Raw genomic sequence first — 14,525 nt, 5'->3', positions numbered from 1 at the left:
TCCCCATCCGTTGCGCGATGCCAGCCAGCTCTGCACAGTCACGCCAATTGTGCCCACACTCCGGCGCTATGCACGACACGCCAGGGGCGCTGAAGGTTGTGCGGCCGGTGATCCTCAGCGCCCGAGGCGTCCTCGGACCATGCCGACCATGCCGTTGATCTCTTCGATCCGCATCCGCTTGGCGGCCACGAAGAAGACTCCCAGCAGAACGGCCCCACCACAGATCAGCGCGACGAGTGACCCGAAGGCTCCTTCGCCGAGGCCCAGAAGAACCGCGAAGCCCACGCCGCCACCGAGCACGGCCGCCGGGACGGCGGCCAGGCACAGGCGGGCGTAGGTGCGTACGACATGAGCGCCGTCCAGGTCGCCGCCCAGCCGGTTGCGCAGCCGTCGCCAGGCGATGCCCACGCCGACGGCGTAGGCGAGGCCGTACGAGGCGGCCATACCGACCACGGCCCACTGGGCCGGCAGAACCACGTAGCAGAGGGCCGAGGCGGCCGCGTTGACCGCGGCGACGATGACGGTGTTGTAGAAGGGCGTCCGGGTGTCCTCGTAGGCGTAGAAGCCACGCAGCACCACGTACTGCACCGAGTACGGGATCAGGCCGAGGCCGAAGGCCATGAGGATGTAGCCCATGGAGCGGGCGGCTTCGGTGCCCGCGGAGGCGTACAGCAGGGTGCACATCGGCAGGCCGAGGGCGAGGAACGTGAAGGCCACCGGCACGATCGCCACGGCGGAGTTCCGCAGCCCCTGGGAGATGTCGTCGCGGACGGCACCCGGGTCGTCGTCATGGGCGGCGCGGGAGATGCGGGGCAGCAGGGCCGCCATGACCGACACGGTGATGATCGCCTGCGGCATGCCCCAGATGAGCTGGGCGTTGGAGTACGCGAGGAAGCCGGTGCCGTCCTTGCCGGACAGTTTGCCCGCCGAGGTCGCGAGCTGGGTGACGACGATCACGCCGGCCTGGTTGGCCAGGACGAACAGGACGGTCCACTTGGCGAGCTTGACCGTTTTGCCGAGCCCGTGTCCCTTCCAGTCGAAGCGCGGGCGGAAGCGGAAGCCGGCCACGCGCAGATACGGGATCATGGCCAGGGCCTGGACGATCAGGCCGAGCAGGGTGCCGATGCCCAGGAGCCGGACGCCCTCCGGCGGGATCGTCTGCACGCCCATCTGGGATTCGGCGGAGGTGCCGTAGACCCAGATGAACATGCCGAACGTGAAGATCATGACGATGTTGTTGAGGACCGGGGTCCACATCATCGCGCCGAACCTGCCGCGGGCGTTGAGGATCTGGCCCATCACGACATGCACGCCCATGAAGAAGATGGTCGGCAGGCAGTACCGGGCGAAGGTCACGGCGACGCTGTTGGCGGCCGCGTCCCCGGCGATCGTCGGCGACATCATGTGGATCAGCCATGGAGCGGCGAAGACGGCGATCGTGACGATGACACCGAGCGCGACCATGACCAGGGTCAGCAGCCGGTTGGCGTAGGCCTCGCCGCCGTCCTCGTCGTCCTTCATGGAACGGACGAGCTGGGGAACGAAGACCGAGTTCAGCCCGCCGCCGACGGTGAGGATGTAGATCATCGTCGGCAGTGTGTAGGCGATGGTGAAGCTGTCACCGAGCAGGGCGGCACCGAGCGCGGCGGTGATCACCAGGCTCCGGACGAAGCCGGTGAGCCGGGACACGAGGGTGCCGGCCGCCATCACGGCACTGGACTTCAGCAGGCCGGATGCCCGGCCGCCGGACTTGGGCGGTGCGGGCGCCGGGGCCGGCTCGGGCTCGGCCGGAGCGGACGCGGGTCCGGCCGGGCCCTCCTGGTCCCGGAACAGGTGCGCGAAGGCGTCCTGCTGCTCCCGGTCGTCGGACGCCTGGCTGACGAGGTCGTCGACCCCGACGAACTGGGTGGTCGCCGGGTTGTCGCCGTACGGCAGGTGCCGCGACGGCCCGTCGGGCTCGGGTGGCGGGGGCTGTGCCCAGATGCGCGAGTCGGGTGCGTACTGCGCCGCGGGCGGCTGCTGGTACAGCGGCTGGGGCTGCTGGTAGGTGCCGGAAGGCGGCGGCGGGTGCGCGGCGCGGTCGTACAGCGCCTCGTTCACCGGGTCCTGGACGGACAGGTCCTGGGCCCGGTAGGGGTCGTAGTCGTAGGCGGCCTGCAGGTACGGATCGGGCGCCGGCGGAACCTGGCCCTGCCCGGGAGGCGGCACAGGCCCATCGGCAGACCCGGCTCCGCCCGCACCCTGACCGCGGTCACCGTCGTACGGCGCGTTCATCGAAACCCCACCTCATCGTCCCCGGCCGACCGGCCACGACAGACATCGCTCAACGTTCCACTTTCTCACCCGAGCCCGACGGCGCCCCGCTTTCCGGACCGGTGTCCGGCGTCGGGTCACTCGGCTGCTCGGGTCCGCTGCCGTCGTCCCCGGCCGCGCCGCCCGCGTTGGCACGCTTGCGGTGGGTGTACATCCTGATGCCCGCGAGGACCAGCAGCAGCAGCCCACCGGCGATCACCAGCAGCACGGTCGGGGTGAGCTCGGAGACCTTCACGGTGAAGGTCATCTCTTCGCCGTACGGCGTGCCGTTCTCGGTGTAGAGCTGTGCGGTCATCTGCACCTGGCCGTTGACGTTGGCCGCGGCGTCGAACTTCACGGACTGGCTGTGACCGCCGGCGATCCGGATCGGCTGCTCCGCCACAGCCCCGCCGTTGTTCAGCTTGAGCCGGGTGGCGTTCTCGGACTTCAGCCGGAGGACCAGATGATCCACACCCTGCAACAGCCGGTTCTGCACGGTCACCGGGATCGTGGCGCTGCGGCCGGACAGGGTGACGTCCGACTTCGAGATGAGCTGGACCTCGTTGACGAGGCCCTGCAGATAGGTGCGTACCGAGTCCCGGTACTGCTGGGCCTTCAGTGGCTTGCCGCGCCACGACGTCGACATGGACCGGTTGATCGCATTGCCGAAGGGGGTCACCACCCGCTCAGGGTGGGTGAGGATGACCTGGAAGTCGTTGAGGGAGACCTGGGTGGACTTGATGTCCTGGAACGCCTGAGTGGGCAGTTCCTGGCTGCGGAGCTTCTTCGGGTACCGGGACGCCCCGGGGACGCTGGTCGTCGCGTTCGCGTCGGGCTTCACCTCGGCCGCGTCCACGAGTCCCAGGGGCTGTGTCCAGCGCTCGTCGTCGAGGGCGTGCAGGGCGGCGGCCATCGACTGGGCCTGAGCGACCGTCGGCATCCGCTGCGGTGCGACGACGATGCTCCGTTCCGTGTCGCTGTCCTGTTCCGCCAGAGCGAGGGTCTGAGCGAGGAACTTCTGCACGGCGAGGGTGGAGCTCCCCGCCGTCGCCATGTTGCCCTGGAAGGCCGTGGAGAGCCGGGCGTCGGAGACCACCGCAGTGGTGCCGCCACCGATCGGACGGGCCGCGGTCGGCGTGTACGGCAGATCGTCGGTCTCCTGGAGGCTGTCGCTGCGGGCGATCACGTTGTGGGCGCCGGCCGAGGTGGCGACATCGACGATCGACGGGTCGATCGCCCCGTCGACGGGCCAGGCGAAGTCCGTCGACGATTTCACATGCAGGATGGTCTCCACCGTCGTCCCGGCCACCTCGGTGGCGGTCTGCAGGTGGCTGAGGGTGCCCGACACGTTCTTGCCGCGGTGCGCGATGGAGGCAAGATCGGGGTCGCCGAACGGCAGCGCGATGACCTTGCCGTCCGACACCGCGGCCTCCAGCGAGGCGAGCCATTTCTTGGCGACGGCCTGGTTCTTCCCGGCGACGGTGGTGTCGCCGGACTTGACGCGGTAGTTCCGTGCCATCGCGTCGACACTGGACAGCAGATCCGGGTCGATGACCCACGTCACGGGCAGCTGACTGCCCAGTGAGACCAGTTGTTCGAGACGTCCGCCCGGAGCGAGTTCGGCGGCCAGTTCGTCGTCCGCGAACACGGGGGTCTGCTGGTCGTCGGAGCCGGTCTCGGCAGTGACATGGGCCGTTGCGATGAGCGGCCAGAGGTAGGTGATCTTCGTTCTGGAATCACGCTGCTCCTCCTGCCAGGGCAGGAAAGTGCGCTGGATTCCCAGCACGTGGTCGTACCGGGCTCGGGATGTCTGTCCCGACAGCGAGACACCCAGCTGGTAGACGCCGTCGTCGCCGAGCCCCAATTTGTCGACCGGGACGGACAGCGTGAAGTCCTGGCTGATCCCGGCAGGGAGCTTGGCGAACTTCACCGTGTACTTCCCGCCGAGCGGAGCGGGGTCGGTACCGGGGACATACCCCGTGCGCTTGGCGGCGGTGTCGATCGACGTCCTGCCGAAGAGCTTCGGGCCCACCCGCAGGTCGACCTCCGCCTGCGTGATCGTCTCCTTGCCACGGTTGGTCACGGTGCCCGAGACGCTCAGGGTGTCCCCCTTCACCGGTGCGCTCGGAGCGATGGTGTCCAGGGAGACCTTGACCGTCTCCGAGCCGGTGGGGGTCCGGGTCGTCCCGCCGGCCAGTGCGGCGGGCGCCGCCGTACCGACCAGCAGCGCCGCGACGAGCGGCGCCCCGATGATCAAGGAGGCTGTGCGCCGCAGCCATCGACGGGCAGGAGACGGAACGATCTCCTGGATGTCTGCCGCCTCGGCCACGCGCCTACCCGTCCCTCGTCGTCGTCAGCTGGTGTCGATGGTTGTCGGTTGCTGCGTCCCCGCATGGTAACGATGTGCGCGGGCACCCAGTGCTGCGGAGTCCGCTACATGATCGGAAGAGTCTCGCAGGACGGGACGAAAGCAGGACGACCGGGCCGGTCCGGGCACGTACCCTTTTCTGTTGTGTCGAACGCCAATGAAGACAGCCTCAGTGCCCTGACCCAGGTGCAGCACCGCGCAGTCAGCGAACTGCTGCGGGTGTCACCGGTCGCCGACGACCTCGCCCGCCGTTTCCAGGATGCCGGATTCAGTCTCGCCCTGGTCGGTGGCTCGGTCCGGGACGCGCTCCTCGGCAGGCTCGGGAACGACCTGGACTTCACGACCGACGCCCGCCCCGAGACGGTGCTGAAGATCGTCCGCCCGTGGGCCGACTCGGTATGGGAGGTCGGGATCGCCTTCGGCACGGTGGGCGCCCAGAAGGACGGCTATCAGATCGAAGTGACGACATACAGGTCGGAGGCGTACGACAGGACCTCGCGCAAGCCCGAGGTGTCCTACGGCGACTCCATCGAGCAAGACCTCGTCCGTCGTGACTTCACGGTCAACGCGATGGCCGTCGCGCTCCCGCAGAAGGAATTCATCGACCCTCATGGCGGTCTTGAGGACCTTGCCGAGCGTGTACTGCGCACTCCCGGTACACCCGAGGAATCCTTCTCGGACGATCCACTGCGCATGCTGCGCGCTGCCCGCTTCGCGGCACAGCTGGACTTCGACGTCGCCCCCGATGTGGTCACGGCGATGACGGAAATGGCCGGGCGCATCGAGATCGTCTCCGCCGAGCGGGTCCGGGAGGAGTTCAACAAGCTGCTGCTCTCCGCCGACCCTCGCAAGGGCCTGGCGCTGCTGGTCGACACGGGGCTGGCGCAGCAGGTGCTGCCCGAGCTCCCCGCCCTCCGTCTGGAGAGTGATGAGCATCACCGTCACAAGGATGTCTACGAGCACTCGCTGACCGTCCTGGAGCAGGCGATCGACCTGGAGGAGGACGGCCCCGATCTGGTTCTGCGTCTGGCCGCCCTCCTCCATGACATCGGCAAGCCGAGGACGCGGCGCTTCGAGAAGGACGGGCGCGTCTCCTTCCATCACCACGAGGTGGTGGGCGCCAAGATGGTCAAGAAGCGGATGGCCGAGCTCAAGTACTCCAACGACATGGTCAAGGACGTCTCGAAGCTCGTGGAGCTTCATCTGCGCTTCCATGGCTATGGCGACGGAGAGTGGACCGACTCCGCGGTGCGCCGGTACGTACGTGACGCGGGCCCCCTGCTGGAGCGGCTGCACAAGCTGACCCGATCGGACTGCACCACGCGCAACAAGCGCAAGGCCGCGGCCCTCTCGCGGATCTATGACGGGCTTGAGGAACGCATCGCTCAGCTCCAGGAGAAGGAGGCGTTGGACGCCATCCGGCCCGACCTGGACGGCAACGAGATCATGAAGACCCTGGGGGTCGGACCTGGGCCGGTGATCGGCAAGGCGTACGCCTTCCTGTTGGAGCTGCGACTGGAGCACGGGCCTGTGGAGCATGGCGTGGCGGTCGAGAAGCTCAAGCAATGGTGGGCCGACCAGGACTGAGGCCGGTGGCGGCACAGTCAGTGGCCGTACGGTGGGTGCGCTCATGTTTCACGTGAAACATGAGCGCGAACACGACGGGGACTCGGTATGAAGAGGGGCGCTGTTTCACGTGAAACAGCGCCCCTCTTCACATCTGGAACGCCAGTGCTGTGACCGGAAAGGTTCACCGGCTCGCGATGCCCGGCCCGGCACCTCGCCGCGTTGTCACCTCGCCCGCGTGCGTCCGGCGCGAGGGTGATCCCCCGTCTTGCGGCGCACCGCACCGGCCCCCGAGAGCTTCCCGCTAAGCCTTTCCGCGGCCGCAGCGCTAGAGCGGCCTCTCGGCTCGGCTCCAGCGGAAGAGCAGTACGGCGGCGACCGCATAGAGAACGGCCACGCCGGTCACCAGCGCGACCGACTGCCCATCAGGAGGCAGCATCAGGGCGGAGACTGCGGCGGCGCCCACGAACGCCACGTTGAACAGCACGTCGTAGAGGGAGAAGACCCGGCCGCGGAAGGTGTCGTCCACCGACGTCTGCACCACCGTGTCCGTCGCGATCTTCGCCCCCTGTGTGACGAGTCCAAGGACGAACGCCGCCACGAATATCGGTGCGGGAACGAACCACAACCCCAGTGCGGGTTCGAGGACGGCTGCCGCTGCCGCGCACACCGCCATCCAACGGAACCGGCCGAGCCACCCCACCGCCCAAGGCGTCACCACGGCCGCCGCGAAGAATCCCGCTCCGGAGACCCCCACCGCCAGCCCGAGAAGGGCCAGGCCTTCAGATTCGCTGTCGGACCAGGCGTACCGGCACAACATCAGCACCATCACGGTGAGCGCCCCGTAGCAGAACCGGAGCACGGTCATGGCGGCCAGCGCCCGGGTGGCTTGCCTCCGCTCCGCCAGATGGTGCAGCCCGTCCGTGAGACCCCGAGCGGTGATGGCCAGCGCCTTCCCCAGCCGGATGCGGTGCTCGTTCCGATCCGGGCCGAGCAGCCCGGTGGCAAGGCTCAGCGAGACCAGTGCCGACGCGAGGTAGAGCGCGGCGCCCAGCAGCACCACCGCCGCATCGGAGTCGGCGAGTACCAGTCGCACGATGAAGGCGAGTCCGCCGCCGGCCGTGGCAGCGAGCGTGCCCGCGGTCGGTGAGAGTGAATTCGCCACCACCAGCCGGTCCCTGTCGACGACCCGCGGCAGGGCGGCCGAGAGTCCGGCCAGCACGAAACGGTTGACCGCGGTGACGCACAGCGCCGAGGTGTAGAAGAGCCAGTCGGGGGCGGAGCCGAGAATCAGGAGTGCGGTGCAGCAGGCGAGTGCGGCGCGCAGCAGATTGCCGTACAGAAAGACCTGGCGTCGCGGCCAGCGATCCAGCAGGACGCCGGCGAACGGGCCGACGAGCGAGTAGGGCAGCAGTAGCACGGCCATCGCGGAGGCGATGGCCCCCGCCGATGCCTGTTTCTCCGGGGAGAAGACGACATGCGCCGCCAGTGCCACCTGGTAGACGCCGTCGGCCGACTGAGAAAGAAGCCGTACGGCGAGCAGACGACGGAAGTTCCGAAGGCGCAGAAGGACGCGCAGATCACCTACGACGGGCATGTGATCAAGGGTCACATACGTTGAGGGTCCCCGGGCGGATTACCCGGGGACCCTCAACGATGCGGAAAGGGAGGAGCGTTGCCGCTCATCAGCGATCCGCGCCGACGCGCCGTGTCCGGTCGCGTCAGTGGGAGACCTCGCCCCTGATGAACTTCTCGACGTTCTCGCGGGCCTCGTCGTCGAAGTACTGGACCGGCGGGGACTTCATGAAGTACGAGGACGCGGAGAGGATCGGGCCACCGATGCCGCGGTCCTTGGCGATCTTCGCGGCGCGGACGGCGTCGATGATGACACCGGCGGAGTTCGGGGAGTCCCAGACCTCCAGCTTGTACTCCAGGTTCAGCGGAACGTCACCGAAGGCGCGGCCCTCAAGGCGCACGTACGCCCACTTGCGGTCGTCCAGCCAGGCCACGTAGTCCGACGGGCCGATGTGGACGTTGTCCGCACCGAGCTCACGGTCGCGGATCTGGGAGGTGACGGCCTGCGTCTTGGAGATCTTCTTCGACTCCAGGCGCTCACGCTCAAGCATGTTCTTGAAGTCCATGTTGCCGCCGACGTTCAGCTGCATCGTGCGGTCCAGGATGACGCCCCGGTCCTCGAAGAGCTTTGCCATCACGCGGTGCGTGATGGTGGCGCCGACCTGCGACTTGATGTCGTCGCCGACGATCGGGACACCGGCCTCGGTGAACTTGTCCGCCCACTCCTTGGTGCCGGCGATGAAGACCGGGAGAGCGTTGACGAAGGCGACCTTGGCGTCGATGGCGCACTGGGCGTAGAACTTCGCGGCGACCTCGGACCCGACCGGCAGGTAGCAGACGAGAACGTCGACCTTGCGGTCCTTGAGGACCTGGACGACGTCGACCGGGGCCTCGGTCGACTCCTCGATGGTCTGGCGGTAGTACTTGCCCAGGCCGTCGTGGGTGTGGCCACGCTGGACGGTGACGCCGGCGTTCGGCACGTCGCAGAGCTTGATGGTGTTGTTCTCGCTGGCGCCGATGGCGTCCGAGAGGTCGAGTCCGACCTTCTTCGCGTCGACGTCGAAAGCGGCGACGAACTCGACGTCCCGCACGTGGTAGTCGCCGAACCGGACGTGCATCAGGCCGGGCACCTTGCCGGCCGGATCGGCGTCCTTGTAGTACTCGACGCCCTGGACCAGCGAGGCGGCGCAGTTGCCCACGCCGACGATGGCTACGCGAACCGAACCCATTCCGGTTGCTCCCTGTGTGTAATGGATGTTCCCGATGAAGCCCCGCGGATCTGCGGGGACCTCACTTTGAGGTGTCGTCGGACGGATCCGGCGGGGTGTCACCCCGGCGCCGGGGCAGGCCGTCCGTCTCTCCTCCTGTGTTCCGCTGAGCTTCGCTCCCGGGCGAGGATCGTCGCTGATCCCGTCCCGACCGCTCGCTCTCGATGAGCTCGTTCAGCCAGCGCACTTCGCGCTCCACGGACTCCATGCCGTGTCGCTGCAGCTCAAGCGTGTAGTCGTCGAGGCGCTCGCGCGTGCGGGCCAGAGAGGCCCGCATCTTCTCCAGACGCTCCTCCAGCCGGCTGCGCCGGCCTTCCAGCACCCGCATCCGCACCTCGTGCTCCGTCTGACCGAAGAAGGCGAAACGAGCTGCGAAGTGCTCGTCCTCCCAGGAGTCGGGGCCGGTGTGCGAGAGCAGCTCCTCGAAGTGCTCCTTACCTTCTGCCGTCAGCCGGTAGACGATCTTGGCGCGGCGCCCGGCCAGTGAGGAGGCGGGGGCGACCGAGCGGCCGGCGGCGGGTGGAAGGTCGGCCGGGGCACTGCCCGGCTCCTCGATCAACCAGCCGTTGGCGACGAGCGTCTTGAGGCAGGGATAGAGGGTGCCGTAGCTGAAGGCGCGAAAGATCCCCAACGAAGTGTTGAGGCGTTTGCGCAGCTCGTACCCGTGCATCGGGGATTCGCGGAGCAGACCGAGGACGGCGAATTCGAGGATGCCGGAGCGTCTGCTCAACTTCGCCTCCTCCTTCTCCGCGCCTCTCCGAGTGCTCCTGCGGAGCCCTGTGCTGAGTCGATGTACCGAGCTGATGTATCGACTCGATACATCACGACGATAGATCGGTCGCCGCTCTGCGACAAGAGGGGTCATCGTGAACGGCGTCACATCGTGAATTCGTAGGCACCGACTTGCGCTGTTTGAGGTGAAGTTCGGCCCTAGGGGGGTTTTGGCCGTGCGTAGTCTGTGCGGCATGCAGACCACCGGGAACCGCGAGACGCTCATACGCGTCGGTTTTCGCGGACTAGCCGGATGCACTGCGGACGAGCCTGTCGCAGGGCTGGTCCGTAATTCGGGGGGACCGGATCTCAACTGCCGCTTCCAGGCGCTCTCGCCTGCCCGAGGAGTAGTCGTTCCATGAGCGAGCACCGTCGCAAAACGCCGCAACCGCAAGGTGGAGGGCGCGCAGCGGCCAGACGAGCCGCCCAGCAGCCGTCAGGACGCCGCGCCGCGCCGTCACACGGAATAACGCCCGAACCACCTTCCGATGCGGATGGCGGTGACAGTCCGTACGGCGGGCGTGCGGCGGCCAGACGCGCCGCCCAGCGCGGCGGCGGGGGCCGTGGCGGCGGAGGTGGCCGTCGTCGTGGTGGCGGCGACGGCGGACACGAGGGCCCGGACAGGGGGCGTGGCCGCGGTGTCCAGCGTCCTGTCAAGAAGCGCTTCATCGACTACCCGCGCGCCGGGAAGTACGGCTATCGGCGCTGGGTGCCGTCGTGGAAGCTGGTCTCCAGCCTCTGCATCGGCTTTCTCGGCCTGATCATGGGCCTTGCCGGTCTCGCGTACGCGATGGTCACCCCGCCCGACGTGAAGTCCACCGCGAAAGCGCAGAACAATGTCTACTTCTGGGACGACGGCAAGCAGATGGTCGCCACGGGCGGTGAGGTCAACCGTCAGATCATCGGCTACGACCAGATTCCCGAAGCCATGCGGAACGCGGTCATCTCGGCGGAGAACAAGTCCTTCGAGCACGACAGCGGCATCGACCCGATGGGCATCGCCCGTGCCCTGTACAACATGGCCAGTGGCGGCCAGACGCAGGGTGGCTCCACGATCACCCAGCAGTACGTGAAGAACTCGTTCCTGTCCCAGGAACAGACCCTGAGCCGGAAGTTCAAGGAACTCTTCATCACGCTCAAAGTCACGAACACGAAGGACAAGAAGGACATCATCCGTGACTACCTCAACATCTCGTACTACGGGCGAGGCGCGTCGGGGATCCAGGCCGCGGCCCGCACGTACTACGACAAGGACGCCAGGGACCTGAACCCGAGCGAGTGCGCCTTCCTGGCCACGCTGCTCAAGGGAGCCAGCTACTACGACCCGGCGGGCGCCCCCGAGATCGATGAAGTGGAGGCCACCAAGGCGAAGAACACCGATCGGGCCAAGAAGCGCTGGGAGTGGATCCTCAACGAAGAGGTGAAGGACAAGCGCCTCTCGGCGACGGAGCGCGCCAAATACACCAAGTTCCCGATGCCCAACCCGCCGAGGAAGAACGCCCAGCTGGGCGGTCAGACCGGCTACCTGGTCGACCTCGCCAAGAAGTACTTCCTCAACAACAACGACCAGGGCGTCACAGCGGACAAGCTCGCCCAGGGCGGCTACGAGATCCACACCACCTTCGACAGGAAGAAGGTCAAGGAGCTCGACGCCGCGGTCCAGAAGGTCTACGACGACAAGATCAAGCCGAAGCAGCGCCCCAAGACGGACACCCACGTCCAGTTCGGCGGCGGGTCGGTGAATCCCAAGACCGGTGCCATCGTGGCGATCTACGGCGGTCAGGACGCGACCAAGCACTACACCAACAACGCCGACCCCACCGGTGCGCAGGTCGGTTCGACCTTCAAGCCGTTCGTGCTGGCGGCAGCGATGGAGTACGGCAGGCTCGACCCCTCGCTCCCCGAGGACCAGGCCGATTCACAGCGTGAGAAGGTCTCGCCGCTGAGCATCTACAACGCCGACGACAAGCTGAAGATCAAGAAGTACAACGGCGCGATCTGGATGGACGAGAACGGCAAGGAGTGGCTGCAGACCAACGACGGCCATAAGTCGGAGGGCAACATCACCCTCCGTGAGGCGATGCAGGTGTCCGCCAACTCCCCCTACGTACAGCTCGGCATGGACGTAGGCACCGACAAGGTGAAGGAGGTCGCCATCGCCGCGGGGCTCAAGGACGACACCAACATGGCGGATTCGCATGTGCCGTCGTTCTCCATCGGTACGTCCTCGCCCAGTGCGATCCGCATGGCCGGTGCGTACGCGACCTTCGCCAACAGCGGTATGCGGCGCGAGCCCTACTCGGTCACCGAGGTGAAGCACGAAGGTGCGGTCATCTACCGGCACAAGGAAGTGTCAAAGCGCGCCTTCGACCCGAACATCGCCGACAACGTCACCGACGTCCTGAAGAACGTCGTCGAGCACGGAACCGGCACCCCCGCGCAGCTCCCCGGCCGCGACGTGGCGGGCAAGACGGGTACGACGGACGGCAACAGGTCCGCCTGGTTCGTCGGCTACACCCCGCAGCTGTCGACGGCCATCAGCATGTACCGGCTGGACGACAACGAGAAGAACGCGAACCGCGAGTTCGAGAAGATGTTCGGTACGGGTGGCGAGGAGAAGATCCACGGTGCTTCGTTCCCGGCCCAGATCTGGCACGACTACATGGCGGGTGCGCTGCGGGGTCAGCCGGCCCTGACCTTCCCGGAGCCGACGCCGATCGGTGAGCCGGTCTACGGTGGCGGTGCGCAGAGCCCCAGGCCGACGCCCACGATGGAGACGTCGCCGTCGCCGACCACGTCGGTGTCCGAGCCGCCCCCGACGCCCCCGTCCTCACCCACGCCCGACCCCAGCGAGACCTGTAGCGCCTGGGACCGGAACTGCCAGAACCCCGACGGCGGAACCAGCACCGGAGCTGCGAACGGCGGAGAGGTCGGCGGCCCCGGTACCGACCCGACGACATCCGCCTCGCCACCGAGCGGTGGCAACGGGAATGGGAACGGCAATGGGAACGGGAATGGGAACGGCAACGGGAACGGTGGATTCTTCGGAGGCCCGGCCGGTTAGCGGCCCTCCGGCCGGGTAGACAGGCGACCCGGCCGGCCGGATCCCGGTCGAGGGCCGCCGCACCACATGGTGCGGCGGCCCTCGACGTTTCCACAGCCCCGTACGGCAGGATGAGCGGCATGCCAAGCGCAGAAGAGACGAGTGTGGACCAGACACGGCCCGTTGTACGGCCCACGCACCAGGACGAGATCGCCGAGGCCGGCAGCGAGCTGATCGGAGGGCGGTCGGGGCGCTGGACACGGCTCGGCAGCACGGCACTCACACCCGTGGGCGTCATCGCTCTGGTGGCTGTCGGGATGTTCGCGCTCGGCATGGTGCAGAAGCTGCCCTGCTACAACTGGGCGTGGTTCAGGGGCGCCGGTTCGCAGTACACGCACGCCTGCTACTCGGACATTCCGCATCTCTACGTCGCACGCGGCTTCTCCGACGGCCTCGTCCCGTACTTCGACCGGCTGGCCGGCGACATGCAGTACCTGGAGTACCCCGTTCTGACGGGCGTGTTCATGCAGATCGCGTCCTGGCTGACGCCGGGCGGAGACGTTCAGCACCGTGAGCAGATGTACTGGATGGTCAACGCCGGCATGCTGATGATCTGCGCCGTGATCATCGCCGTCTGTGTCGCCCGTACCCACCGGCGCCGCCCCTGGGACGGGCTGCTGGTCGCCCTCGCGCCCGCCTTCGCACTCACCGCGACGATCAACTGGGATCTGCTGGCCGTCGCGCTGACGGCTGCGGCGATGCTCATGTGGTCCCGGAAACGGGCGCTGGCGTTCGGCATCCTCATCGGGCTGGCCACGGCCGCGAAGCTGTATCCCGTGTTCCTGCTGGGGCCGGCCTTCGTGTTGTGCTGGCGGGCAGGCAAGTGGCGGGAGTTCGGCCTGGCGACGCTCGGGGCGGCGGTGTCCTGGCTGGTGGTGAACCTGCCGGTGATGATCTTCGCACCCGAGGGGTGGAAGAAGTTCTACACGTTCAGTGAGGAACGGGGCATCGACTTCGGTTCCTTCTGGCTGATCATCACCCAGCGCACCGGCAAGGCCATCGAGGTCACGACCGTCAACACCGTCTCGACCCTGGTGACGATCCTGCTGTGCGCGGCCATCGGTGCGCTGACGCTGATGGCGCCGCGCAGGCCGCGCTTCGCGCAGCTCGCCTTTCTCGTCGTCGCCGCGTTCATCCTCGTCAACAAGGTCTATTCGCCGCAGTACGTGCTGTGGCTGATTCCCCTGGCCGTCCTGGCCAGGCCGCGCTGGCGCGACTTCCTGATCTGGCAGGCGTGCGAGGTCATGTACTTCCTGGGCATCTGGATGTACCTCGCGTACACGACGAGCGGGGACAAGCACCAGGGTCTGCCCACGGAGGGGTACCAGCTGGCGATCGTCCTGCACCTGCTGGGCACGCTGTACCTCTGCGCCGTGGTCGTACGGGACATCCTGGTGCCGGAGCGGGACGTCGTACGGCGCGACGGGTCGGACGATCCGTCCGGCGGGGTGCTCGACGGCTCACCGGACGTATTCGCGCTGGGGCGGGCGGCGCATGCGCCGCGGTATGCCCAGCCCGCCGTCGAAGGGCCGCGGGTGGACTGGGGCGCGGCGCACGGCCCCGCCGCCGACTGATCCGGATC

8 protein-coding genes are annotated in these 14,525 nt (G+C 67.6%); 3 read left to right on the top strand and 5 right to left on the bottom strand.

Annotated features, from left to right (window positions below):
* Positions 1-114: 114 nt before the first annotated feature.
* Together murJ and ACZ68L_RS13525 are read right to left on the bottom strand one after the other, a co-directional pair.
* Positions 115-2,274: a murein biosynthesis integral membrane protein MurJ gene (gene murJ / locus ACZ68L_RS13530; protein ID WP_469576793.1), complete on the bottom strand. Its 2,160-nt coding sequence runs from the start codon at positions 2,272-2,274 to the stop codon at positions 115-117.
* A gap of 49 nt (positions 2,275-2,323) precedes the next feature.
* Entirely contained in the window at positions 2,324-4,621 is a 2,298-nt protein-coding gene (locus tag ACZ68L_RS13525; RefSeq protein ID WP_469576792.1) for a DUF6049 family protein, read from the bottom strand.
* A 183-nt stretch (positions 4,622-4,804) separates the two neighbouring features.
* Here ACZ68L_RS13525 and ACZ68L_RS13520 point away from each other — a divergent pair, with 183 nt between their 5' ends.
* Positions 4,805-6,247, top strand: coding sequence for a CCA tRNA nucleotidyltransferase (locus ACZ68L_RS13520; protein ID WP_469576791.1), 1,443 nt, complete (start codon positions 4,805-4,807; stop codon positions 6,245-6,247).
* Positions 6,248-6,554: 307 nt separating this feature from the next.
* Here ACZ68L_RS13520 and ACZ68L_RS13515 read toward each other — a convergent pair whose 3' ends face one another.
* From ACZ68L_RS13515 to ACZ68L_RS13505, 3 genes are all read right to left on the bottom strand, one after another.
* Entirely contained in the window at positions 6,555-7,823 is a 1,269-nt protein-coding gene (locus ACZ68L_RS13515; protein ID WP_469576789.1) for an MFS transporter, read from the bottom strand.
* Positions 7,824-7,947: 124 nt separating this feature from the next.
* Complete coding sequence (locus tag ACZ68L_RS13510) at positions 7,948-9,030, bottom strand: inositol-3-phosphate synthase (RefSeq protein WP_469576787.1); 1,083 nt, start codon at positions 9,028-9,030, stop codon at positions 7,948-7,950.
* Between the two features lie 61 nt (positions 9,031-9,091).
* Positions 9,092-9,799, bottom strand: a complete 708-nt coding sequence (locus ACZ68L_RS13505) for a PadR family transcriptional regulator (protein WP_469576786.1) — start codon at positions 9,797-9,799, stop codon at positions 9,092-9,094.
* Between the two features lie 399 nt (positions 9,800-10,198).
* On the opposite strand from ACZ68L_RS13505, the gene ACZ68L_RS13500 reads away from it, so the two are divergent.
* Both ACZ68L_RS13500 and ACZ68L_RS13495 read left to right on the top strand, forming a co-directional pair.
* Complete coding sequence (locus ACZ68L_RS13500; RefSeq protein WP_469576784.1) at positions 10,199-12,904, top strand: transglycosylase domain-containing protein; 2,706 nt, start codon at positions 10,199-10,201, stop codon at positions 12,902-12,904.
* Positions 12,905-13,023: 119 nt separating this feature from the next.
* A complete protein-coding gene (locus ACZ68L_RS13495; RefSeq protein ID WP_469576783.1) occupies positions 13,024-14,517 on the top strand; it encodes a glycosyltransferase family 87 protein in 1,494 nt (497 codons plus the stop codon).
* The last annotated feature ends 8 nt before the right edge of the window (positions 14,518-14,525 follow it).

The organism is Streptomyces sp. NPDC104309 (assembly GCF_055584025.1).
Note: the sequence above shows the minus strand (reverse complement) of the source record. Positions and strands in the feature narration are given on the sequence as shown.